Below are 23374 nucleotides of genomic sequence, written 5' to 3' on the forward strand. Positions count from 1 at the left end.
CGCGGTTACGCCCGTCCTTTCAGATGCTTGGCCAGTGCGCCGGCATTTTTCTTGCGCCGGCCCTTATAGGGGTTCTTGTCGCCCTGCCCGCGCAGCGTCAGGCGGATCGGAGTTCCGGGCATATCGAAATCTTCACGAAGCCCGTTGACCAGATAACGGCTATAGCTTTCGGGCATCTTGTCCGGGTGCGAGCACATGACAACAAAACCCGGCGGCCGTGTCTTGGCCTGGGTCATATAGCGCAGTTTGATACGGCGGCCCTGAGGGGCCGGTGGCGGGTGTTGCTCCAGCATCGCCGTCAGCCAGCGGTTCAGCGCAGCGGTTGGCACACGACGGTTCCAGACGTCATGGGCGCGCAGGATCGCGGCGCGCAGACGCTCTAGCCCCCGACCCGTCTTGGCTGATACGGTGATCAGGGGGGCGCCGCGCAGCTGCGGCAACAGACGTTCGAAGGATTCTTTCAGATCACGCAGTTTCTCCTGCTTGTTATCCTCAACGTCCCATTTGTTCACGGCCACCACAACGGCACGGCCCTCGCGCTCGGCCAGATCGGCAATGCGCAAGTCCTGCTGTTCGAACGGAATGGCCGCGTCCAGCAGAACCACCACAACTTCGGCAAATTTCACCGCGCGCAGCCCGTCCGAGACCGAGAGCTTCTCAAGTTTCTCCTGCACCTTGGCCTTTTTGCGCATTCCGGCGGTGTCGAAAATCCGCATTGGCGTGCTGCCGCCATCCGGGTCAGCCCAGTCGACGCGCAAGCTGATCGCGTCGCGGGTAATCCCGGCCTCGGGGCCCGTCAGCAGGCGATCTTCGCCGATGATCTTGTTGATCAGCGTCGATTTGCCTGCGTTCGGGCGGCCCACCACGGCCACTTGCAATGGCTTGGCGTCCGAGATCAGCGGCGCATCGCCCTCACCATCTTCGTCCAGCTCGATATCGGTTTCCGGTGTGTCGTCCTGCGCCGTCTCGGCCGCTGCATCGGCCAAAGGCATCAGCTGCGCATAGAGGTCGGTCATCCCTTCGCCATGTTCGCCCGACAGGCGCACAGGTTCTCCAAGCCCAAGGTTATAGGCTTCAAGCACACCGGCATCTGCCGCCGACCCTTCGGCCTTATTGGCCGCCAGGATCACATGCTTGGCGCGTTTGCGCAGGATTTCGGCGAACATCTCGTCGGTTGGGGTCAGACCGGAGCGCGCATCGATCATGAACAGGCAGACATCAGCCATATCAACCGCACGTTCGGTCAGGCGGCGCATCCGGCCTTGCAGGCTGTCATCGGTTGCATCCTCAAGCCCGGCGGTATCAATCACGGTAAAGCGCAGATCGCCCAGACGGCCTTCGCCTTCGCGCAGGTCGCGCGTCACGCCAGGCTGGTCGTCGACCAAGGCCAGACGTTTGCCCACAAGGCGGTTGAACAAGGTGGATTTGCCCACATTCGGGCGCCCCACGATGGCGAGGGTCAGCGACATGATACTCAACTTTCAAGACTCAAGATGCGCCCTTTAGCGCATCTTGCGGTCAACGGAAAGCGTGTAGATCACCCTTGGTCGACACGACATAGAGCGTCTGCCCCGCCACAACCGGCGCGGTGGTTGCCCCACCCGGCACCTCGACCTGATGCACAAGCGCTCCGTCAACCGGGTTGAAGAACCGCAAAAAACCATCGTTTGAGGCAATCACGATACGGCCACCGGCCAGGATCGGGCCATAATGGGCCACAATCGGACCACGCCGACCGGGCTTGTCCTTGATAAAACCCGGCAAGTCCTGTGCCCACACGATCGAACCGTCCGCCGCGTCAAGACGCACCAACTGGCTGCGGTCACTGATCAGGAATATGCTGTTGCCCGCAGGCCAGACGGTATCAACAGCCCCTTCCAGCGCGGTCCAGTTCCGCTCACCCGTGGCGCCGTCTAACGCGACAGTCCGGCCAGAGTGGTTACCGATATAGACAGTGTTGCCAACAACCATCGGCCCGCCGGTTACATCGACGATCAGCGCCGCAGCGCGTCCGCGCCGCCCGCCTGCAACCGATGCGTTCCAGCGGCGAATACCACCCCGGCGGAACGCGGCTGCGATGTCGCCCGAGCCAAAGGCAAAGACAGCCAGATCAGAGGCGAGCACCGGAGCAGGCGCACCCAGCACATTGCCCACGCTGGGTGTACCCTGAATCTGCCAGGCGATGCGCCCGTCTTTGGTATCGACCACCCAAGCGGTTTCATCGCCTGCAACAACATAGAGCAACCCATCGCTGACCAGCGGCGCTCCGCTGCCGGTCGCGTTCAGGCGTTTCTGCCAGCGGATCGCACCGGATTGCGCATCAATTGCCGTGAGACGACCAAACCCGGACGAGACATAGAGCACACCATTTGCATAGGCCATGCCGCCGCCCGTGGCGTCGCCCTCTTTCTCGCTGGCCGGGATCAGACCGGTCTGCCAGGCAACCTGCCCTTGCGCATTCACCGCCGAGACGGTCGCGCCCGAATCCAGCGTATAGATCAGCTCCCCAGCAACAACCGGGTCCGCTGTGATCCGCTCTTTTCGGCTATCCCCTTTGCCAATCGAGGCCGACCAGATCCGTTGAGGCGCAGAACTGAGCGCGGCATGAGTGGTGCGGAATGCCTGAGTGCCCGGGCTTTGTGCCCAACTCGCATTGTTGGTCTGGGCCGGAAGGCTGATCGGGCTGGCCCCGGAAATGGCTATCGTTTCGTTGTCGATGACGGGCCGAATATCCTCACGCGGGCCGGGCAGAATGATTTCGGGTTCTTCACAGGCGCTCAGCACCGTCAGGGCCAGCGCCGCAGTCGCGAGGCCGAAGCGTGGGAAAAGTCGTGTTACCATGTGTCTTTGAACCCGCCTGTCATTTCTTCCTCTGATCGCCGGTTAGCCCTGCGGGGCCACAACCGGCTCGGGCTCGCCCCCCAAGGCGACAATCATCTGCGCCGCGCGCTGTTGCAAGCTGGTGCTGGCTTCGGCGTCCTGACGCAGGGTTTGTAGACGATCCAGAGCAGCTTGGGTATTGCCCTCAGCCACATCTATCAGAGCTATCTGTTCTTCGGCCAACAGCCGCAACGGCGCACCTGGCGCGGTCAATGCTTCGAATTGTTGCCGGCGATCCGCCGCAGGCAGGCTTTCCGATTGAAGCAACAGCGCTTTGAAAGTGGCCATTGCGCGGTAGATTTCCGGCAGGTCGCCCTGAACGGCGACCGCGTTCAGGTTGGCGACCGCTTCGTCAAGATTGCCGTTTTGAACCTGCGACTCGGCCAGAAGCATCTTCAAGATTGCGTCTTCTCCGGGTGTCTCTGTGACCACGGCTTGAAGGCTGTTGGCGCGCTCGGCCGAGTTGTTTTGCTGCAACGCGGCCAAAATGGAGTCGCCCAGCGCCTCAGCTTGTGCCGCTTTGCTGGCTTTGCGGTATTCATTGAAGGCGGCCCCACCAACGATGGCCACAACTGCGACCACGCCGACCCAGCCCCATCGCCGAAGCAGCAGATACATGCGGTCGCGGCGCACCTCTTCGGTGACCTCATCAATGAAACTGTCGACGTCGCTCATCCCCGCCCCCAGGCTGTATTTCTCGATTTCCTAGCGCCATGTCATACCCCGGTGCTTTGGGCAAGCCAAGGGTCGGTTTCCTCACATTTCCCCCTATAGCCGCAGGGCTTGCTAAAAAAACTAAACCGAACTATTCAGTTCAGTATGGACAAATTGGGATTCTGACCCCACTTCATGGCATACTGAGTCTTTGGTTTTTCCGGCTGTAGATGTTAAAGAGGCTTCACATGCGTTTGATTTCATTCGTAAACGCCGCATTGGTCATCACCGTGCTCTATTTCGTAGTGTTCGAGCGTGATGCATTGTTTGCCTTTGCCGGACGCGAAGACTCAGAAACAGAGATACCCGCATCTGCCGAAGCTGACGTCACGGCGTCGTCTGAAAACGCGATTGGAGTCGTTGTATTGCGCTCCACAGCCCAGGAAATCGGCAGTGCCGTTCAGTTGCGCGGGCAGACCAAGGCGAACCGTCAGGTCGAAGTTCTGGCAGAAACGACATCGACGGTTGTATCCGAGCCAAAACGCAAAGGCGCCTTCGTCGAGGCCGGCGATTTGTTGTGCGAACTCGACGTTGGCACGCGTCAGGCCAGCCTTGCCGAGGCATTGGCCGCTCAACTCGAGGCCGAAAGCCGTGTACCCGAAGCCGAAGCCCGCCTTGAAGAAGCCCACGCACTTGTGGCCGAGGCGGACATCAATCTGAAGGCTGCCCGTAAACTCTCTGAGACAGGGTTCGGGTCGGAAACGCGCCGTATTTCAAGTGAAGCTGCGATGAGTTCTGCCCTTGCCGGTGTGAAATCTGCCGAGGCCGGACTTGAGGCAACGCAAGCAGGTATCGAAGCCGCAAGTGCCGAGGTCGCTGCCGCGCAGCGCGAAATGGGTCGACTTGCCATCAAAGCTCCTTTCCGTGGTTTGTTGGAAAGTGACACCGCCGAGCTGGGCAGCCTGATGCAGCCCGGATCGCTTTGCGCCACCGTGATCCAACTGAACCCGATCAAACTGGTGGGTTTTGTCCCGGAAACCGAGGTGAACCGCATCCTTGTCGGCTCGATGGCGCAGGCGCAGCTGGTAACAGGCCTGCAGGTCGAAGGTCGTGTTACCTTCCTGAGCCGTTCCGCCGATGAAACGACCCGCACGTTCGAAGTGGAAATCACCGTTCCAAACCCCGAGCTTCTGATCCGGGATGGCCAGACGGCTGACATTCAGATCGCGGCGGAAGGCGTGAAAGCCCACAAGCTGCCACAATCGGCTCTTACCCTGAACAACGATGGCACATTGGGTGTCAGAACCGTGGGAGCTGGCAACGTGGTGGACTTCATGCCCATCCGTCTGCTGCGCGACACGTCCGAAGGCGTCTGGGTCGGAGGGCTGGCCGAAACGGCTGATGTTATTGTTGTCGGCCAGGAATTTGTCACGCGCGGCGTCCAGGTCGCGCCCACCTATCGGGAAGCGTCGCAATGACCGGTGTTGTCAGTTGGGCTGCAGATCGTGCCAGGATGGTCCTGGCCTTTATTGCGATTTCGCTGATCATCGGCGGGTTTGCCTATGTCAGTCTGCCCAAAGAAGGTGAGCCGGATATCGAAATCCCGGCTCTCTTTGTATCGGTGCAATTCCCCGGTATTTCGGCAGAAGATTCAGAAAGCCTGCTTGTCAAACCGATGGAGACCGAGCTGGCCGATCTGGACGGTCTGAAGGAAATGACCGCCACCGCTGCCGAAGGCTATGCCGGTGTCGCGCTCGAGTTCGACTTTGGTTGGGACAAAACGGCCATTACTGCCGACGTACGCGATGCCATGAACAGCGCGCAGGCGGATTTCCCCGCCGGGGCCGAACAATACACGCTGACCGAGATCAATTTCTCGGAATTCCCCATTGTCATCGTCAATCTGACCGGTGCCGTACCCGAGCGGACTATGGCCCGCGTCGCCAAAGATTTGCAGGACGAGCTTGAAGCGCTTGACGCGGTGCTTGAGGCCGGTATTGCGGGCAACCGCGATGAGATGCTTGAGGTCGTGATCGACCCGCTTCGACTGGAATCTTACAACGTCACCGCAGCAGAGCTGATCAATGTTGTGCAAAACAACAACCAATTGATCGCGGCGGGTGAGGTGGAAACAGCGCAAGGGACATTCTCGGTCAAGATCCCCTCGTCGTTCAAGACCGCGCAGGATGTCTATGGTCTGCCCGTCAAGGTCAATGGTGACCGGGTGGTTACCTTGGGCGAGCTGGCGCAGATCAATTACACATTCGAAGATCGCGAAGGTACGGCCCGTTTTGATGGCGAAGCAACTGTAGCTTTGCAGGTGGTCAAGCGTAAGGGCTTCAACCTGATCGACACAGTCGCACTGGTGAAAGAGACCATCGCCGAGGCGCAGACGAAATGGCCACCCGAGCTACAGGCCGCCGTCACCCTGGGCACCTCGAATGACCAAAGCCGTATCGTTGCGTCAATGGTCGGACAGCTTGAAGGCTCGGTTCTGACGGCGATCGCACTGGTGATGATCGTGGTGCTGGCGTCCCTGGGTACACGGGCGGCGCTGCTGGTCGGCTTTGCGATCCCCACCTCGTTCCTGCTGTGTTTTGCCTTCCTTGCCGTCATGGGCGTCACGATCTCGAACATCGTGATGTTCGGTCTGATCCTGGCCGTCGGAATGCTGGTCGATGGTGCTATCGTGGTCGTGGAATACGCCGACAAGCGCATCAAAGAAGGCGTTGGCCCGATGCACGCCTATGTCGAGGCAGCGCAACGCATGTTCTGGCCCATTGTTTCATCCACCGCCACAACCCTCTGTGCCTTCTTGCCCATGTTGTTCTGGCCCGGTGTGCCCGGTGAGTTCATGGGCATGTTGCCCGTCACGCTGATCTTTGTTCTCTCGGCCTCGCTGATTGTGGCGCTGATCTACCTGCCGGTGATGGGTGGGGTATCGGGCCGCCTGAGCCGCGTATTTGATCGTATTTCGAACTGGCTGCGGGCACGCACACCGTGGTGGGTCCGGGCGCTGCTGGTGCCCCCGGCGCTTTACATGATTTTCCTGGGCGCGATGCAGATGCTGAACCCTGACTATCTGGTGCCCGGCGGCGGGGTCGTCTTGGGGGCACTCCTGTTCCTGTTCGGCGCGTTTGCAGGTTCGGTAACGCTGAGCGCGGCAAAGATCGAACGCAACCGCGAAGAGCGTATCCAAACCACGAAGGAACACACGCCGTTCGGCTATCTGATGAAATTCCTCGTTGGCAACCCGGTGATGCCGCTGGTGTCGTTGGCGGCTGTGTTCGGGGTGGTATTCTACGTCACCTTCGTCTGGTTCCCGCAGGAATCCCGGGGTGTGGAGTTCTTTGTCGAAAGCGAACCAGAGCAGGCCACCGCCTATGTCCGCGCACGCGGCAACGTATCGCTGGCTGAAAAAGACCAACTGGTTCTGGCCGCTGAAGAGGTCATCGCGGCCCACCCTGCGGTGATCAACGTCTTTGCCTTCGCTGGCGAAGGCGGACTGAACCAGAACAATGGTGGAGCCCAACCGCCTGCCGATACAATCGGCCAGGTTCAGTTCGAGATCATCCCCTGGGAAGACCGCCCGAACGTCTCGGAAACCGTGTTCTGGGGTCTGTTTGACCGGCATTTCGTCGCGCCCGAATTTGATGGCGACTTTGTGATTGATGAGCTGAACGCGCAGCTGGCGCAACTGCCCGGTTTTGTCGTCGAAATCCTGCCGCTGGAACAAGGCCCGGCCTCGGCCAAGCCCGTTCATCTGCGCATCAAGGGCGAAGGCTGGGAGGATCTGACCTCGGCCACGCTGGCGGCGCGCGAGGCGTTCGACAACACACCGGGCCTGATCAAGATCGAAGACACATTGCCCCTGCCCGGCATCGACTGGCAGATCGACGTGGATGTGGCCAAGGCCGGTCGCTTTGGCGCGGATGTGGCCACGGTGGGTGCCATGGTGCAACTGGTCACGCGCGGTATCCTGCTGGGCGAGATGCGCCCCGACAGCACCGACGAAGAAATCGAGATACGCGTCCGTCTGCCCGATCAGGATCGCGTCTTGTCTACGCTCGATACGCTCAAAGTACGCACACCGGACGGGTTGGTTCCGCTGTCGAACTTTGTGACCCGCAAGCCGGTCGCAAAGCTGGCGCAGATCAACCGTGTGGATCAGCAGCGGTACTATGACGTGAAGGCGGATGTCGAACCTGGCCTCAGCAAAGTGGTCACCACTAGCGCGGACGGGTCCGAGCAACGTCAGGCTCTGGTTCGCGAAGTGGCCGACGGGGCCGAGCCTGCGGGCACCGTGATCACCAGCGCAGACGGTAAAACCTATGAACTGGTGCAACTGACCGGAGCGGACAGCGTGGACGCCTTGCGCGCAATGATCGATGATGGCGACGCGCGGTTTTCCTTGGTCAACCCGAACGAACGGATCGCGGTTCTGACCGAATGGCTTAACACGTCGCCCTTCGCCAGTTCTGTGTCCTGGGAATGGACCGGTGACCAGGAAGATCAGGCCGAAAGCCAGGCCTTCCTGTCCAGCGCGTTCCTGGCCGCTTTGGGCCTGATGTTCGTGATCCTGCTGGCGCAGTTCAACTCGTTCTACAACTCGGTTCTGGTCCTGCTGGCCGTGGTCCTGTCGACCACCGGTGTTCTGATCGGCATGATCGTGATGGAACAGCCTTTCTCGATCATCATGACCGGTACAGGCATCGTGGCGCTGGCGGGGATCGTGGTGAACAACAATATCGTTCTGATCGACACATATCAGGAATACAGCCGCTATATGCCCCGGATCGACGCCATCGTGCGCACGGCCGAGGCGCGGATTCGCCCGGTTCTGTTGACCACGCTGACCACGATGGCGGGCCTGACACCGATGATGTTCGGCCTGTCGCTGGACTTTATCGGCGGCGGCTATTCGATCGACAGCCCCACCGCGCTGTGGTGGAAACAGCTGGCCACCGCCGTGGTCTTTGGCCTGGGCACCGCCACGGTGCTGACGCTGATTGTGACGCCCTCGCTGCTGGCGCTGCGGGTCTGGGTGACCACCTATATCGTCTGGATCGCCAAGTCGCTGGCACGGGTCACCGCTGGCCGGTCCAGCCAGATCGCACGCGACATGGCCATCGGACGCACCGCCCGCAACATGCAATCGACAGAAATTGTATGGACCGAGGGCGAGGCCCCGCCCCCAAGCAAACCGCGCGATCCTGAGCTGGACCTGCCCCCCGGCCCCCCGCTTCGCGCGGCTGAATGACCCCTCAGCATTGATCACAGGGCTTGCCAATGGCAGGCCCTGTTTTCGTTTTGAACCTTGTCTTGGGGGCTGATTTTGGGCACTCTTCCTTAAGGTCTTGCTCGGGCCTCCGCCCTCCATCCGGGAAGCATCTGTCATGCGGAGTTGATCCAATCTGAACCCGACTCATTCGAGCGCACGCATAAGGAGGGATTGCATCGGCTGCTCGGAAGAGGAGGACCACCTATGCTTTTATCCGCCCCCATCTATGTGTTGAAACGACAGGCCAAACAGCTTGCCCGTCAGCGCGCAATCCCATTGCACGAAGCGCTGGACCGAATTGCACAACAAGAAGGATTCCAAAGCTGGAGCCATCTCGCATCGTCCAGCGACACAGCCGCAACGAAGATCCTGTCACGGCTGGAGCCAGGACAGTTGATCTTGCTTGGGGCCAGACCCGACCAAGGCAAAACGCTGTTGGGGCTGGAACTGGCCTCAAAGGCCAAAACGCTGGGACGAGACGGATACTTCTTTACCCTCGACTATCACCAACGCGACATCGCGGATCGCCTGCAAGCGTTGGGGCTGTCAGAAGCGCAAAAGGCGCTCTGTGTTGATACCTCGGATGACGTATCCGCGAGCTATGACATCAGCCGCGTGGAACAGGCGCAGCGCCCTGCCCTGATCGTGGTGGATTATTTGCAACTGCTGGACCAAAAGCGAAGCAATCCCAGCCTGAACGATCAGGCCCTTGCCCTGCGCGACTATGCCAAGGCCACCGGCGCGATCTGCGTCCTGATCTCACAAATCGACCGATCCTTTGATCTGAGCGGCAAGCCCATGCCCGACCGGTCAGACATACGCCTGCCCAATCCACTGGACCTGTCGCTGTTCGACCGGATTCTCTTTTTGCATCAGGGCAAGCTCCAGATTGATCTCGCAGCCTGAGGTCAGGCGGCCTGCACATCCGATTGCTGACGGTTCCAGAGCTGGGCATAGCGCCCCTCGCGTGCCAGAAGGTCGTCATGGGTGCCCTGCTCGATTATCTCGCCACGTTCGAGCACCACGATGAGGTCAGCCTCGGCGATGGTGCTGAGACGGTGAGCGATGGTGATGACGGTGCGCCCCTCTCCGGCACGGGCCAGGGCATCCTTGATCTCCTGCTCCGTGTCGGTGTCCAGCGCCGAGGTCGCCTCATCCAGCAGCAGGATGGGCGGGTTTTTCAGCAATGTCCGGGCGATGCCGACGCGCTGTTTCTCACCGCCTGACAGTTTCAGCCCGCGCTCACCCACCTTGGTGTCATAGCCTTGCGGCAGCGTTTCGATGAAGTCGTGGATCTGCGCGGCCTTGGCGGCCTCTTCCACATCAGCTTGTGTGGCATTGTCGCGGCCATAGGCGATGTTGTATCGGATTGTGTCGTTGAACAGCACCGTGTCCTGGGGAACAACCCCAATCGCGGCATGCAGGCTGGACTGCGTGACATCGCGCACATCCTGGCCGTCGATCTTCAGCGCACCGCCGGTGACGTCATAGAAGCGAAACAGCAACCGCCCGATGGTGGATTTGCCCGAGCCGGTCGCGCCCACAATCGCCACAGTCTTGCCTGCGGGAACGGTCAATGACACGCCCTTGAGGATCTCTCGGTCGGGATCATAGCCGAAGTGCACATCCTCCAGCGTCACCGCACCGCCCTGCACGCGCAGGTTCGGAGCGCAGGCCTTGTCGACCACTTCGGCAGGTTGTTCCAGCAGGTCGAACATCTGCCCCATATCCACCAGAGATTGGCGAATCTCGCGATACACCGTTCCCAGGAAATTCAACGGCACGGTGATCTGGATCATATAGGCGTTGACCATGACAAAATCGCCCACGGTCAGCGAACCGTTCTGCACCCCAAACGCGGCCAGAACCATCACACCGATCAGACCCCCGGTGATCAGCATCGACTGACCGAAATTCAGAAACGCCAGCGAATAGGCTGTCTTGAGTGCCGCACCTGCATAAGCCTTCATCGACACATCATAGCGTTCAGCTTCGCGCTGCTCGGCATTGAAATACTTAACAGTTTCGAAATTCAGAAGGCTGTCGATGGCACGTTGGTTGGCCTCGGTGTCCTGATCGTTCATCTCACGCCGCAGCTTTACCCGCCATTCGGTCACGGCAAAAGTGAACCAGATATAGAGCGCGATCGTGGCGGCCACGACAACCAGATACCACACATCAAACAGCCACATCAGAACGATTGCGACCAACAACAGTTCAAGGATCAACGGGCCGATCGAGAACAGAAGGAACCGCAGCAGAAACTCGACCCCTTTGACACCGCGTTCAATGATACGGCTCAACCCACCAGTTCGGCGTGCCACGTGATAGCGCATCGAAAGCTGATGGATATGTTGGAACGTCTCAAGCGCCAGCGCCCGCAGTGCCCTCTGCCCGACAGGGGCAAAAAGAGCATCGCGCAACTGTTGGAACCCAACGGTCATCATGCGCGCCACACCATAGGCAACGGTCAAGCCAACGGCCCCCAAAGCCAAGGGCGGAACGCCTTCACCGGCCAGACTGTCCACCGCGCCCTTATAAAGGATCGGCGTGTAAACCGCGATCAGCTTGGCCAGAACCAGCATGGACAACGCCAGAACAACACGACGTTTCACCCAAGGCTGATCATCGGGCCACAGGTAAGGCGCCACCTTGCGGATCGTGCGCAAACCCGAGCGACGTTCGTCAGCGTCAGGCATATCTTCGGATTGGGTCGCGCCCTTACGTCTCATGGCGTGCCTTGGTTTTGTTCAGAAAGTGGCCCGGGCCCAGAACGGGCCAGAGGCGAGTATCATTCCGGGACGGTAAAGATTTGACCGGGATAGATCAAATCAGGATCGCGGATCGAATCCCGGTTTGCTTCGAACAGTTTGACGTAAAGGATTCCATCGCCGAACCGTTCTCGCGATATCGCCCACAACGTGTCGCCGCGTTGAACTGTGACAGACCGAATTGTCGGCACCTCTGCCCCTGGGTCAGGTGTCGCCGCAGCCTCAGCCGCCTGCAATACTTCAACCGGTTCGCGTTTGAATGGTGTCTCCAACCGGCTGACCACGGTGCCAGCGTCATCAACCTCGTCCACGCGCAGCGTATAGACGCCGGGATCGATGCCTTCAACTTCGCCGCGCCAGTCACCGTCATCCGATGGATTGAGATCGGCGACCAACTCGTTGTTTAAATACAGGCGTACGGAAGATTCCGCTTGAACACGGCCTGTCAGCTCAACTTCACCCGTGTCCGAATAGCCGATCGTATCCAGTTCAATCTGTTTGGGCGGCGCTTCGTTCACGGTGGGCGGCGTCAATAGCTCCACCCCTTCCTCCCCAGAACGCAGGATCGCCACCTGCTGTTGCGGTTCTTCTGTCTCGGTTGTCGTGTCTTCGGCAGTCTGAGCTGGCGCTTCCGAGTTTGGCTCGGGTGTTGCCGTGGCGACCTCAACCTTCTCTTGGCCTGTCGCGTTCTCGTCCGCTTCGCTGGCGACCTCATCGTCAGGCTGATTGCTGACAGTTGGCGAGGCCTCTGTCTGATCTTCCTCCGTTGCGTCCAAGGCTGCAGTTTCAGTGTTGGCGCTTTCAGGCTGCGGTGCGTCCGTCGCGGGCGCGGGTTCAGGTTCCGGCAAAGCCGCGATTACATAGTCGTCGGACCGACGCAGCTCAGCACCATCTCCGGTTTCCAAAACCAGTCCGCGGGCATTGTTCGCAAATGGGATCGAAACGAACTCGGCAAACTGGCCGCTGCTATCAACCATGAAGTCATGCAGCGTCTCACCGTCCAGCTTGACGCTGACCTTTGTGCCAGGCTGTCCGCTGCCTGACAGCAGGGCCGAGCCATCGCGTTCGACAAAAATCTGGTCCAGAGTTGGCGTGGCGATCTCGGGTTGCGGCTTTGGTTCTTCTGCGGCGGGGTCCTCGGCAGCGGGCTGCCCGGTCGCCTCTGCGGTCTTGGCTGGCTCTGCTACATCCTCGTCGGCCGAAACAGCCGGGGCGCTGGCTGTATCCGGCGCGGGATCTGTCTCTGGTGTCGGCGCGGTAGACGTTTGAGGGGCCGAGGCTTCAACAGGCTCAACCTCTGCCTCTTGCGGCGCAGTGCCGAAATACCCCGACAAATACAACCCGCCAGCAGCAATCACTGCGGCGATACCGGCGATCGTTCCCCAGACAAACGATCCGCTGCCATTGCTTCCCGACTTGTCGTCCATCCCTATCCTTCCATTCCGCCGCAGAAACGCCTTGTCTCGCAAGCTTTCTGCCCGGCGGTTGAGACAATCTATCAATCCCGCTATCAGGGGTCAAAACCTCAGACACAAGCCCGGAGAAACACAAATATGCCCCTGAAGTCCGTCTGTGTGTATTGCGGGTCACGCAATGGTGTAAATTTGTCCTATACGCAGGCCGCACAGCAATTCGGTAGCTTACTGGCGCAGGAAGGCTGGCGGCTGGTCTACGGGGCCGGAGATGTGGGCCTGATGGGCGAAGTGGCCCGATCCGCACAAGCCGCCGGGGGCGAGACCTTTGGCGTGATCCCCGTGCATCTGGTGCAACGCGAAGTCGGCAAGACCGACCTGACCCATTTCGTGATCACCGAAACAATGCACGAGCGCAAGAAGGTGATGATCATGAATGCCGACGCCGTGGTCGTCTTGCCGGGCGGTCCGGGATCACTGGATGAATTGTTCGAGGCCCTGACATGGCGACAGCTGGGCCTGCATGAAAAGCCCATTTTGGTGATGAATGTGGATGGCTATTGGGATGCGTTGAAAGCCCTGCTGGAACAGGTGATCGATCAGGGCTTTGCCGATGCCTCACTGGCTGAATTTGTCACCTGGGTCGAGGATGCGGAAACAGCTATGGAGGCTTTACGCACGCATCTGACCTGAGGCGCCGGGCGGCCCGTACCGCCCGAGCCTGTGACCCGCATCAGGCAGGCTTTGCCAGCCGGTCCGTCAACAGCCTTTCGACCTTGTGCAGCGGGTGGTTGGTGAGGGTCTTGTCGACCTCGGCCACCACTTTCTTCAGCACCTTGCTGTGCAACCTGCGGCGCAACAGGCCCAGAACATGGGGGCTTGCGACCAGAACCAACCGGTCAAAACGCCCTTTCAGGCCCTTTTTATTTAATAAGTTGGCGACATCCTGAACAAAGAGCGTTTTTGCGTGCGTTTTCCACGTCCCTTCCGAAACTGCCGATTTCTGGTTCGGCCCGGCGTCATAGCGCCGCCCGGCCCGATCAGAGGGTTTCAAAGGCGCGCCGTCCTGCTCTTCGACGGATACGATCACAAGATTCGGGTCCTGCGCATCCGTGATGTTCTCCATCACCAGCGCCTTTTCGCCGTCTGCGATAATGACCCAAGTTCCCTGTTCAAGTGCTGCCATGGTGATCTCCTGTATCGGTTAACTCTTGTTTCCCTTCGATTTTTGGTACAACTCTCGCGACGTGTGCCCAGGCATTCTCGGTGCACAACGCTGTTGTTTATCAAGTATTTGGCGGATTTCTCCCTCCCGCCTACTATAGCTAGGTATTGCGGGGGGCCGTACAATAGGCGTCAGCTCGAAAGTTGGCGCCTCGGCAGGTTTTCTCCTGTGGTGAAGCGATAAGGTCGCCTCGGCGTACACGCGGTTTTCAAGGTCTGCTAAGCAGACAAAACTGCCGTTTCGATGGTGCTGTTTTTGGCTCGGACGAGATTACTTTTTACCATTTCCTTTGCCATTGCCGTTGCCATTTCCTTTGCCGTTACCGTTGCGGTTGCCATTGCCTTTGCCATTGCTGGCGCCGCTTTCACTCTCATTTTCGTCCCGTTCTAGTCCGTCCGACTCTTTTGAGTTCGTTTCGGCGCTGTTGGTTCCATTGTCGGCTGTCGCTCGCGTAGTGCGATTGTTTGCATTTTCTAGAGTGTTCCCCTGCTGATCAGTTCTTGAACCATTCGAGCCAGGTCTGACAGGTGGGGAGCATTCCTCGCGTGAATTCCTCACAAAATCGCGCAATTCCCTTGATAACTCGTCGTCGCGGTAAAGAGCACGTGGTCGCAAGACCACATATCGATGTACTCCACAACGATCATCCGCCTGCAAATAATTATCTATATTTTGCAAGTATTCTGTTTCCGAAAAGCCCCGGGATGCTTCACCGCATCCAGCCAAACAAAGAACAAAAACTAACAGAAATTGGCGCATATCACGCCCCCCCGGCGTTCATCTAATGACGGGCTTGCTACTCACAAGACGTCAACAAAATTATAAGAAGCTTCGAGGGGGCAGCGTCTTGCAACTGCAAAAATGATATAAAGCGCAACGCCTGTCAAATCGCTCTCAGGTAGTCCGATCCTTCCGGTCCACATATATGACTGCGCTCGATGCTGATCGCGTGTTCTCCCGCTATGAACATAAACAGAGCCTTGCCTGCAATCAGGTCGAATTGTTCGGGGTGGCAACTTACGGATCGCTAGCCACCAACTTGGGCTCCGCTACGACTTTCAGAAGAAGCAAAAGCGATCCGGGCAAATACACTCCAAACAAAAAGCCCGCCGGCATCTCTGCCGACGGGCCATCAAACGGCTATTCGTCGGATCACATGCGCGAGGCGACGTTTTCCCAGTTCACCAGATTGTCGAGGAAGTTCGACAGGTAGGCCGGGCGTTTGTTGCGGAAATCGATGTAGTAGGAATGCTCCCACACATCGCAGCCCAGCAGCGCGGTCTGGCCAAAGCACAGCGGGTTCACGCCGTTCTCGGTCTTGGTGACGGCCAGCGAGCCGTCTGCGTTCTTGACCAGCCAGGCCCAGCCCGAGCCGAACTGACCGGCACCGGCCGCGCTGAATTGCGATTTGAATTCATCAACCGAACCGAAGCTTTCGGTCAGAGCCTTTTCCAACTCACCAGGCATGGCGTTGCCGCCGGGGCCCATCATCTCCCAGAACTGGTTGTGGTTCCACAACTGGCTGATGTTGTTGAAGATACCGTTCTGCGCGACCGCGGACTTGTCGTAGGTGCCAACGATGATCTCTTCCAGCGACTTGCCGTCCCACTCGGTGCCTGCGATCAGCTTGTTGCCATTGTCGACATAGGCCTTGTGGTGCAGGTCGTGGTGATATTCCAGCGTCTCGGCCGACATGCCTTTGGCTGCCAGCGCGTCATGTGCATAAGGAAGATCAGGAAGTTCAAAAGCCATCTCGGCCCCCTGTTGAAATGAATGTTGCAGTTTCCAAGGGTTAAATGCTTTGGCAAGGGCCGCAGGTCAAGGGCAGAGACAAGAAAAGCCGCACCAGCGTCAAACGTTTTGGGTCGCGCGGCCATCTTGATCAGCGCGCGACCTTTTGATCACTTTGCGTATTCAGAAAAGGCTTGTTTCGATCAACTTGCAAGGGCCCTCACCACTGGGCCTGTTCGAAAGGCCGTCCATTGGGAATGTCGCCCGCAGGCCCAACTGGTTGGTTTGTGGATCCAGTGTCGCAATATAGTTCACGCGGTACCGGCGGCTGCCATTGGACGACAATCTGACTTTCCATGTCAGACGATACTCGCCCTTCGAGGTTGTCTTAAGCTTGGCTTTAGCTGGTGTGAATTCTTCCAAGCCTGCCAGATTGTTGGACTCGCGAATATGGCCGTCGAAGGCGCGGGCTTGTTTGCCGTCTGTATCAACGCTCAGGATCACGCGCTGCGGAATCCAACCCTGCGCCTCGATACTGTGCAATTGGCAATCATAGTTCTGCACGGCGGCGTTTGCGCCGCAGGCCATCATTGCGAATGCTATCGTAAGCAGTTTCGTTTTCATTCCTGTCCCCTATTAGCTGTTTGGATTTGTAATTTTTGTGCAGGAGCCATCGGCAAAACCATCTCGCGAGGCATAGGCCACCGAGGTTTTCGATTTCGCGATCGCTTTCATGTTTCGACGATCCAGTGTCAGCGAGAAATCGACATCCAGAAGATCAACAGCATCGTATCTCGACTCGTTGGACGCATATGACCGCCCACTATCCGCGAAAACATATGTTTCACCGCTCCAGGTGATCGACAATACGCGTAACGTGTCGCGTTTGACCCGCCCCGTCCCGGGCCTTGTAGTTATCTTGGGCATCTCGACGTCGTGCAAAACGACAGATCGACCAAATTCATCCACTGAGAAGATAACTTTCGAAGGGGTTGGTCGGTTTGCAAGACCTTTTGCGAAACTACATTCAAATGTCTCTTAGTAGGACTGCGCTGCAGCCGTTAACGGTAAAAGCGAAACACCAATTGCAAATGCAATAACCTTTGTTTTCAAAATCGTACCCTTTTGTTTGCTTTCAATTGTTGAGATCTACGGGAACGCACTTCCCCTTTGCGTTTCCGATCAGAGAAGCCCCGTCAGCGACCTTCGATCGCACGATGGCTTGGTTGTTTCCCCGATCAAGAAAAAGGGAAAACTCTGTTTATCTTAAATCGCGAATTCTGCTTCGATTATCGCCAGCATGCGTGGGCCGATTGGTTGCAGCAAACAGGTATGTGTCACCGGGCCAGGAAATCGAAATAAGGCGGAAGCTATCCCGATCGATGCTTGCTGCAAGCCTGCTGGTGACGATTCCGGGAATATCGACCTGGTGTAACAATGCAGAGCGCCGAGATTCATCGACCGAAAACACAACCCGCGTGGGGGTCGATAGGTTCGCAAGTCCACGATCAAACGTACATTCGAAACTTTCGGAATATGACTCGGCGACTGTTTCCGAAGAAGACACTAAAAATGCTGCAATACACAATGCAGACGCAATCTTTTTGCGCATAAACCCTTAAAAATCCGTACACTATTTCTTTATTACGGGTACGATAGCGGAGCGAAAAAATTCTCGCAATAGATTATGGGAACAAAATTCAATCTATCTAGAGATGAATGATGTCGAGCGCTGAAATGCAAGGCAAACCGAAGCAACAAAAAAGGGCAGCGCTGCCAATTCCCAACCGAGCGCATGCGGATGCGAGCAACAATTTTGCTATCTCATGGTGCCCCTGGGCGGGCCTAGCGGTTGTAGGCTCCGACCTCACTGCCGGGCTGCGCGGCAGTCTTCAAGAGTTTGAACACGTAGTCGGCTGCCGAACGGAAACAGACCACGCGGAAGGTGTCTGCGTCATCCATCCAGAATGCCCCGGCTACTTGTGCCAGGCGGGTTCTGCGGATTTGGCCAGGTTGAAAGGCCTGAGGTGAGAAATCGACTGGGGCCAGTTTGCCCATCACATCGCGTGCATGGCTGCCCGAGACGCTGAAAACGGCGCGCGCGTCCGAGACATTGACGGCCAGAGCGTGCGTGCCGCTCAGGGCTGCGGTCATGGCCAACAGCTTTGCGCCCACTTCGGCGTAGGGAACAAGCACCAACAACTCGTCGCTAGACATCCAGCAGACACCCGTGTCGCCTTTGACCAAAGCCTCGCGCTGACCTGGCGCTTTCTGACCGGTAGCATCTTTTACGGCCTTGTCCAGAAGCTTGTCAGACAGGTCTCCACGTAGGGTGATCATGCCTTGCAGACCACATTCCTTGACGCTTGCGATCCCGTCATAACTGGCGTGGTTCAGTGCGCTGATGGGTTCAGACATTCTGCTTCTCCCCGTCTTTGTCATAGAAGATCGGGTCGACGATCTTGGCCTTGTAGATTTTGTCATCGGTGCCGGGGAACTCGACGATCTCGCCCATCCGGTCGGGACCGTGTTTGATCAAGCCCATGGCGATGCCCCGGCCCAGATTGGCCGAGTAATAGGTCGACGTCACACGCCCGATCATGTTGCGCTGGCCGTTGGCGTTGACGCCCTCGCCTACGGCATAAGCGCCATCGGGCAGAACCGATCCATCCACAGTCTCAAGCCCAACCAGTTTCCAACGATCTGGGTCGGTCATATGGCTGCGGTCATGGGCGCGTTTACCCAAGTAGTCCTCTTTCTTTTTGGACAGCGCCCAATGCAGCCCCAGATCCTGCGGGATCACGGTGCCGTCGGTCTCATCCCCGATCATGATAAAGCCCTTTTCGGCTCGCAGAATGTGCAAGCATTCGGTGCCATAGGGCATCACGCCGAACTCCTGACCCGCCTCCAACAGCGCGTCCCAGAACGCCTGACCCTGACTTGCGGGAACCGCGATCTCATAGGACAGCTCACCCGAGAAAGAGATTCGGTAAGCGCGGCAGTCGAAATCACCGATCTTGCCATCGCGCCATTCCATGAAGGGCAGCGCCTCTTTTGACACGTCCATGCCGCCGAGCTTTTCCAATACCTTGCGGGCATTGGGGCCGACCACGGCGACCTGCGCATATTGCTCGGTCACATTGGCGACGTAGACTTTCCAGTCCCACCACTCTGTCTGCAGCCATTCTTCCATATGGCCATGAGTGCGCTCCGCTCCGCCTGTGGTTGTGTGGCAGAGCCAGGTATCCTCATCGATCCGGGCCACAACGCCATCGTCGATCAGGAAACCATTCTCGGAACACATCAGACCGTAGCGGCATTTGCCGACCTTCAGCGTGGACATCATGTTGGTATACATCATGTCCAGGAAACGGCCCGCATCGGGGCCTTTGACGATCAGCTTGCCAAGGGTCGAGGCATCCAGCAGGCCAAGGTTATCGCGCGTGTTTTTAACCTCGCGATTCACCGCATCATGCACCGACTCGCCGGGTCGGACATAGGCGTATGTCCGGCGCCAATGGCCCACGGGCTCCCAATCAGCGCCATGCTTGTCGTGCCAGTCATGCATCGGGGTTTGGCGGATCGGCTGGAATACCTCGCCCCGCGCTTCGCCACCGATGGCCCCCATCGAAATCGGGGTATAAGGCGGGCGGAAGGTGGTTGTTCCGACCTGAGGGATCTCAGCATCAAGCGCATTAGCAAGGATCGCCAAACCGTTGATATTGCTTAATTTACCCTGATCTGTCGCCATGCCCAGCGTGGTGTATCGTTTGGTATGTTCGACGCTTTCATAGCCTTCGCGCGCGGCCAGTTGTACGTCCGAGACTTTGACATCGTTCTGAAAATCCAGCCATGCCTTACCGCGCAGTTGGATGTCAGCATTGGCGGGCATCAGCCATACAGGCTCCATCGGAGCCTCGGAACTGGCCTCACCCACCGGAGCCTTCGCGCGCTTGGGCTTGTGCCCCGCCGCCTTGGCCGCCGCTTTGCCTGCCGCATCGGCATCGGCCAGAATGTCGCCCAGCGCCAAAGGTCCATTTGCGCTGCCAGCAGCAATGACAAAGCCTTCGCCATCTGCGCCCAGCGGAGGACGCGTCGGATCGGGGCGAAAATGCGCTTGCGCCTCGTCCCAAATCAGTTTGCCGCCGCAATGAGACCAAAGATGCACCACCGGGGACCAGCCGCCCGACATCGCAACCGCGTCGGCCTCGACCTCTTCACGTGCGCCGCCGATACCGTCCTGATTGCACAGTTGCACCGATTTGACCCGCTTACCACCCTTGACCTTTGCAATCGCCTTGCCGGGATCAACGCGGATACCCAGTTGCCGTGCTTCTTCCGCCAGTGGACCGGCGGTGGCGCGGGCATCAACCACACGCAGAACATCCACACCTGCCTGTTTCAGCAGGATCGCGCTGCGATAGGCGTCATCATTGTTGGTGGCGATGATCACTCGTTCGCCCGGAACCACGCCCCAGTTCACAAGATAGTCGCGCATGGCCGACGCGAGCATCACACCGGGTACATCGTTCCCCGCGAATGACAACGGGCGTTCGATAGCACCCGTGGCTGTTACGATCTGCTTGGCCCGGATGCGCCACAAGCGATGACGCGGGCCTTGCATGCCGGGGTTATGGTCGGTCAGGCGCTCGTATCCCAGCGCATAGCCATGATCGTAAACGCCTGCCCCCATGCATCTGTTTCGCAGGGTGACGTTCTTCATTGTTTCCAATTCGGAAACTAATTGTTCCACGAACTTATCCACAGGTTGGCCGTCAACGGTTCCGCCGTCCACCGGAGCACGCCCGCCCCAATGGGCCGATTGCTCGATCAGCATCACCTTGGCACCGGACTGAGCGGCCGCCCTGGCCGCTTGCAGTCCGGCAACGCCCCCACCGATTACCAGAACATCCGTAAAGGCATAGAAATGCTCATAAGTGTCCGCATCCCGGCTGTCTTTGTCAGGCGCTTTGCCCAGTCCCGCAGACTGACGGATGAACGGCTCGTAAATATGTTTCCAGAACGGTTTTGGGTGGATGAATGTCTTGTAGTAGAAGCCCGCTGGCAAAAACCGCGCCAGCGCCGTGTTCACCGCACCGATGTCGAAATCCAGATTGGGCCAGTGGTTCTGCGACACCGATGTCAGGCCATTGAACAACTCGGTCGTGGTGGCCCGTTGGTTCGGTTCAAACCGATTGCCCTGACCCAAACCGACCAGAGCATTGGGCTCTTCCGCGCCGCTGGCCACCACACCGCGCGGGCGGTGGTATTTGAACGACCGTCCCATCATCATCTGATCGTTCGCCAGAAGCGCCGAGGCCAACGTATCCCCCGCATAGCCCTGCATCGTTGTGCCATTGAAGGTGAACGAGATCTTCTTTGACCGGTCGATAAGCCGGCCCTGTTTTGTCAGGCGGGTGCTCATGCTGCGGACCTTTCGCAGGTGGAGGCGTCAGGGCCTCCGGCGGGAGTATTTTGGAAAAGATGAAGCATCACGAGAACTCTCTCCAGGTCCAGCCTGGGCGTTTTGCGGTGATGGCGTCTTTGATCTCTTGCGGGGGTTCTGTCGTCTGGGCGGAATAGGTGCCGAACACTTCGAGCGTCCGGGTGCAGCGGGCGACATGAAACCACTTGCCGCAGCCATTGGCGTGGCGCCAGCGCTCGAAATGTACGCCCTTGGGGTTCTCGCGCATGAACAGATAGTCGTGGAAATCGTCATCGGACGATCCTGGCCCAAAACGCTTCAGATGCGCTTCGCCACCGGCGGCCAATTCGGTTTCTTCTGCGTCGACTCCGCAACAGGGGCATCTCAGGATCAGCATTGCGCCACTCCTTGCTTGATTTTCGCACTCCACACGCGCAAATTGAGCGGATGGATATTTTTACAATTTTCTTGACTGTTATTTGTACCCTTGCCGCAATCTCGTTGGTGGCCGCACTGATATTTCGATCCGAAGAGCGCAAAACCGCTCGACAACGCAGCCGCAGGCCGAACCGTTCTGAATGGTTCGACGCGAGCGATAGCGGTGGAGATAGTGTCGACTGACATCAATGCGCCACCCCGGCGGCCACGCTTTCGTCAATAAAGCGACCCTCCTTGAAGCGATCCAGAGTAAAGGCTTCGGTGAGGGGTGAATGGCCCGTGGCCATCAGCTGTGCCATGCCCCAGCCCGATCCCGGAATGGCCTTGAAGCCACCGGTGCCCCAGCCGCAGTTGATAAAGCAATTGCCCAAAGGCGTTTTCGACAGGATGGGTGAGCGGTCACCGGTCATATCCACGATCCCGCCCCATTGCCGCAGCATCTTCAGGCGTGAGATCATCGGGAAGGTTTCAACCAATGCACGGACGGTTTCTTCAATATGGTGGAAGCTGCCGCGCTGGGTGTAGTTGTTGAACCCGTCGGTGCCGCCGCCGATCACCATTTCGCCCTTGTCGGATTGCGACATGTACCCATGCACAGTGTTGGCCATGACCACCACATCCATGCAGGGCTTGATCGGCTCGGACACCAGCGCCTGTAGCGCGACGGCCTCAAGCGGCAGACGGAAGCCCGCCATCTCGGCCAACTGACCGGAATGGCCCGCAACCACGATGCCCAGCTTGTCACAATCGATGGCGCCCTTGGTGGTGTCGATACCAACGACCCGACCATTGTCCGAGCGCACGCCGGTCACTTCGCATTGCTGGATGATATCCATCCCCATGGCCGAACAGGCGCGCGCATAGCCCCAGGCCACCGCGTCATGGCGCGCGGTGCCGCCGCGTTCCTGCCATAGCCCGCCCAAAACCGGATAGCGTGGACCATCGAGGTTGATGATCGGCACCAGTTCTTTCACGCGCTGGGGCCCGATCCATTCGGTCTTGACCCCTTGCAGCGCATTGGCATGCGCGGTGCGCTGATAGCCGCGAATTTCATGCTGGGTCTGCGCCAACATGATCACCCCGCGCGGGCTGAACATGATGTTGTAATTCAGCTCCTGGCTCAGGTCCTCATAGAGGCTGCGCGCCCTTTCATAGAGCGCCGCAGACGGGTCTTGCAGATAGTTCGACCGGATGATCGTCGTGTTGCGCCCGGTATTGCCACCGCCCAGCCAGCCCTTTTCGATCACGGCCACATTCTGGATGCCGTAGTTCCGACCCAGGTAATAGGCCGTCGCCAAACCATGCCCGCCAGCGCCCACGATAATTGCGTCATAGCGTTTCTTGGGCTGGGGCGAGCGCCATGCGCGTTCCCACCCTGTGTGATAGCGCAACGCTTCTCGGGCAACAGCAAAAGCTGAGTAGTGTTTCATGAGCGAATCCATCCGGTTCGGTGATTGGCGCAGATATGCCGCGCGGCGACATTTTAGCCGTGCCATGCAGCGCCGCAATATCGCACTATTGCGACATGAGCGCGCTTCGCGGTCTTTTGCCTCTTTT

The 23374-nt window shown here is 58.5% G+C and carries 18 protein-coding genes; 4 read left to right on the top strand and 14 right to left on the bottom strand.

From position 1 onward, the window contains the following. Nucleotides 1–5: 5 nt before the first annotated feature. The 3 genes from der to GOW40_RS10240 are packed head-to-tail and all read right to left on the bottom strand — an operon-like array spanning nucleotide 6 to nucleotide 3555. A complete protein-coding gene (der, locus tag GOW40_RS10230; RefSeq protein WP_171099842.1) occupies nucleotides 6–1469 on the bottom strand; it encodes a ribosome biogenesis GTPase Der in 1464 nt (487 codons plus the stop codon). A 49-nt stretch (nucleotides 1470–1518) separates the two neighbouring features. After that, nucleotides 1519–2841 carry a PQQ-like beta-propeller repeat protein gene (locus tag GOW40_RS10235; protein ID WP_171130165.1) on the bottom strand — a complete coding sequence of 441 codons (1323 nt, stop codon included), beginning with the start codon at nucleotides 2839–2841 and terminating at the stop codon, nucleotides 1519–1521. A 42-nt stretch (nucleotides 2842–2883) separates the two neighbouring features. Next, nucleotides 2884–3555, bottom strand: coding sequence for a tetratricopeptide repeat protein (locus GOW40_RS10240; RefSeq protein ID WP_171130167.1), 672 nt, complete (start codon nucleotides 3553–3555; stop codon nucleotides 2884–2886). Nucleotides 3556–3782: 227 nt separating this feature from the next. On the opposite strand from GOW40_RS10240, the gene GOW40_RS10245 reads away from it, so the two are divergent. The 3 genes from GOW40_RS10245 to GOW40_RS10255 all read left to right on the top strand — a co-directional run bounded on the left by GOW40_RS10245 (nucleotide 3783) and on the right by GOW40_RS10255 (nucleotide 9721). Beyond that, nucleotides 3783–5012 carry an efflux RND transporter periplasmic adaptor subunit gene (locus tag GOW40_RS10245; RefSeq protein ID WP_171130169.1) on the top strand — a complete coding sequence of 410 codons (1230 nt, stop codon included), beginning with the start codon at nucleotides 3783–3785 and terminating at the stop codon, nucleotides 5010–5012. Beyond that, nucleotides 5009–8794, top strand: coding sequence for an efflux RND transporter permease subunit (locus tag GOW40_RS10250; RefSeq protein WP_171130171.1), 3786 nt, complete (start codon nucleotides 5009–5011; stop codon nucleotides 8792–8794). The genes GOW40_RS10245 and GOW40_RS10250 overlap by 4 nt, the downstream gene beginning before the upstream one ends. Nucleotides 8795–9019: 225 nt before the next feature. Further along, nucleotides 9020–9721 carry a DNA helicase gene (locus GOW40_RS10255; RefSeq protein ID WP_171130173.1) on the top strand — a complete coding sequence of 234 codons (702 nt, stop codon included), beginning with the start codon at nucleotides 9020–9022 and terminating at the stop codon, nucleotides 9719–9721. 2 nt (nucleotides 9722–9723) lie between these two features. Here GOW40_RS10255 and GOW40_RS10260 read toward each other — a convergent pair whose 3' ends face one another. Together GOW40_RS10260 and GOW40_RS10265 are read right to left on the bottom strand one after the other, a co-directional pair. Then, entirely contained in the window at nucleotides 9724–11547 is a 1824-nt protein-coding gene (locus GOW40_RS10260; RefSeq protein ID WP_171130175.1) for an ABC transporter ATP-binding protein/permease, read from the bottom strand. A gap of 59 nt (nucleotides 11548–11606) precedes the next feature. Further along, nucleotides 11607–13013, bottom strand: coding sequence for a LysM peptidoglycan-binding domain-containing protein (locus GOW40_RS10265; RefSeq protein ID WP_171130177.1), 1407 nt, complete (start codon nucleotides 13011–13013; stop codon nucleotides 11607–11609). A 126-nt stretch (nucleotides 13014–13139) separates the two neighbouring features. On the opposite strand from GOW40_RS10265, the gene GOW40_RS10270 reads away from it, so the two are divergent. After that, a complete protein-coding gene (locus GOW40_RS10270; protein WP_171130179.1) occupies nucleotides 13140–13691 on the top strand; it encodes a TIGR00730 family Rossman fold protein in 552 nt (183 codons plus the stop codon). A gap of 40 nt (nucleotides 13692–13731) precedes the next feature. Here the strand turns inward: GOW40_RS10270 and GOW40_RS10275 are convergent, their stop codons facing one another. The 9 genes from GOW40_RS10275 to GOW40_RS10315 all read right to left on the bottom strand — a co-directional run bounded on the left by GOW40_RS10275 (nucleotide 13732) and on the right by GOW40_RS10315 (nucleotide 23247). After that, nucleotides 13732–14184: a host attachment protein gene (locus GOW40_RS10275; RefSeq protein WP_171130182.1), complete on the bottom strand. Its 453-nt coding sequence runs from the start codon at nucleotides 14182–14184 to the stop codon at nucleotides 13732–13734. Between the two features lie 309 nt (nucleotides 14185–14493). After that, nucleotides 14494–14982: a hypothetical protein gene (locus GOW40_RS22055; RefSeq protein WP_217352276.1), complete on the bottom strand. Its 489-nt coding sequence runs from the start codon at nucleotides 14980–14982 to the stop codon at nucleotides 14494–14496. A 393-nt stretch (nucleotides 14983–15375) separates the two neighbouring features. Then, nucleotides 15376–15975, bottom strand: a complete 600-nt coding sequence (locus GOW40_RS10285) for a superoxide dismutase (RefSeq protein WP_171130184.1) — start codon at nucleotides 15973–15975, stop codon at nucleotides 15376–15378. Nucleotides 15976–16137: 162 nt separating this feature from the next. After that, the gene (locus tag GOW40_RS10290; protein ID WP_171130186.1) at nucleotides 16138–16578 is read right to left on the bottom strand and encodes a hypothetical protein; all 441 of its coding nucleotides are present in this window, start codon (nucleotides 16576–16578) and stop codon (nucleotides 16138–16140) included. 12 nt (nucleotides 16579–16590) lie between these two features. Next, the gene (locus GOW40_RS10295) at nucleotides 16591–16881 is read right to left on the bottom strand and encodes a hypothetical protein (RefSeq protein ID WP_171099865.1); all 291 of its coding nucleotides are present in this window, start codon (nucleotides 16879–16881) and stop codon (nucleotides 16591–16593) included. A gap of 918 nt (nucleotides 16882–17799) precedes the next feature. Beyond that, nucleotides 17800–18372 (bottom strand): sarcosine oxidase subunit gamma, encoded by a 573-nt coding sequence (locus GOW40_RS10300; RefSeq protein ID WP_171136421.1) that lies wholly within the window; start codon nucleotides 18370–18372, stop codon nucleotides 17800–17802. Further along, nucleotides 18365–21379 carry a sarcosine oxidase subunit alpha family protein gene (locus GOW40_RS10305; RefSeq protein WP_171230952.1) on the bottom strand — a complete coding sequence of 1005 codons (3015 nt, stop codon included), beginning with the start codon at nucleotides 21377–21379 and terminating at the stop codon, nucleotides 18365–18367. The genes GOW40_RS10300 and GOW40_RS10305 overlap by 8 nt, the downstream gene beginning before the upstream one ends. 67 nt (nucleotides 21380–21446) lie before the next feature. Continuing rightward, nucleotides 21447–21776, bottom strand: a complete 330-nt coding sequence (locus GOW40_RS10310) for a sarcosine oxidase subunit delta (protein WP_171130191.1) — start codon at nucleotides 21774–21776, stop codon at nucleotides 21447–21449. 226 nt (nucleotides 21777–22002) lie between these two features. Then, nucleotides 22003–23247 (bottom strand): sarcosine oxidase subunit beta family protein, encoded by a 1245-nt coding sequence (locus tag GOW40_RS10315; RefSeq protein ID WP_171130194.1) that lies wholly within the window; start codon nucleotides 23245–23247, stop codon nucleotides 22003–22005. Between the last annotated feature and the right edge of the window lie 127 nt (nucleotides 23248–23374).

Source organism: Ruegeria sp. HKCCA6707, assembly GCF_013033515.1.
In the GTDB taxonomy this organism is placed as follows: Bacteria; Pseudomonadota; Alphaproteobacteria; order Rhodobacterales; family Rhodobacteraceae; genus Ruegeria.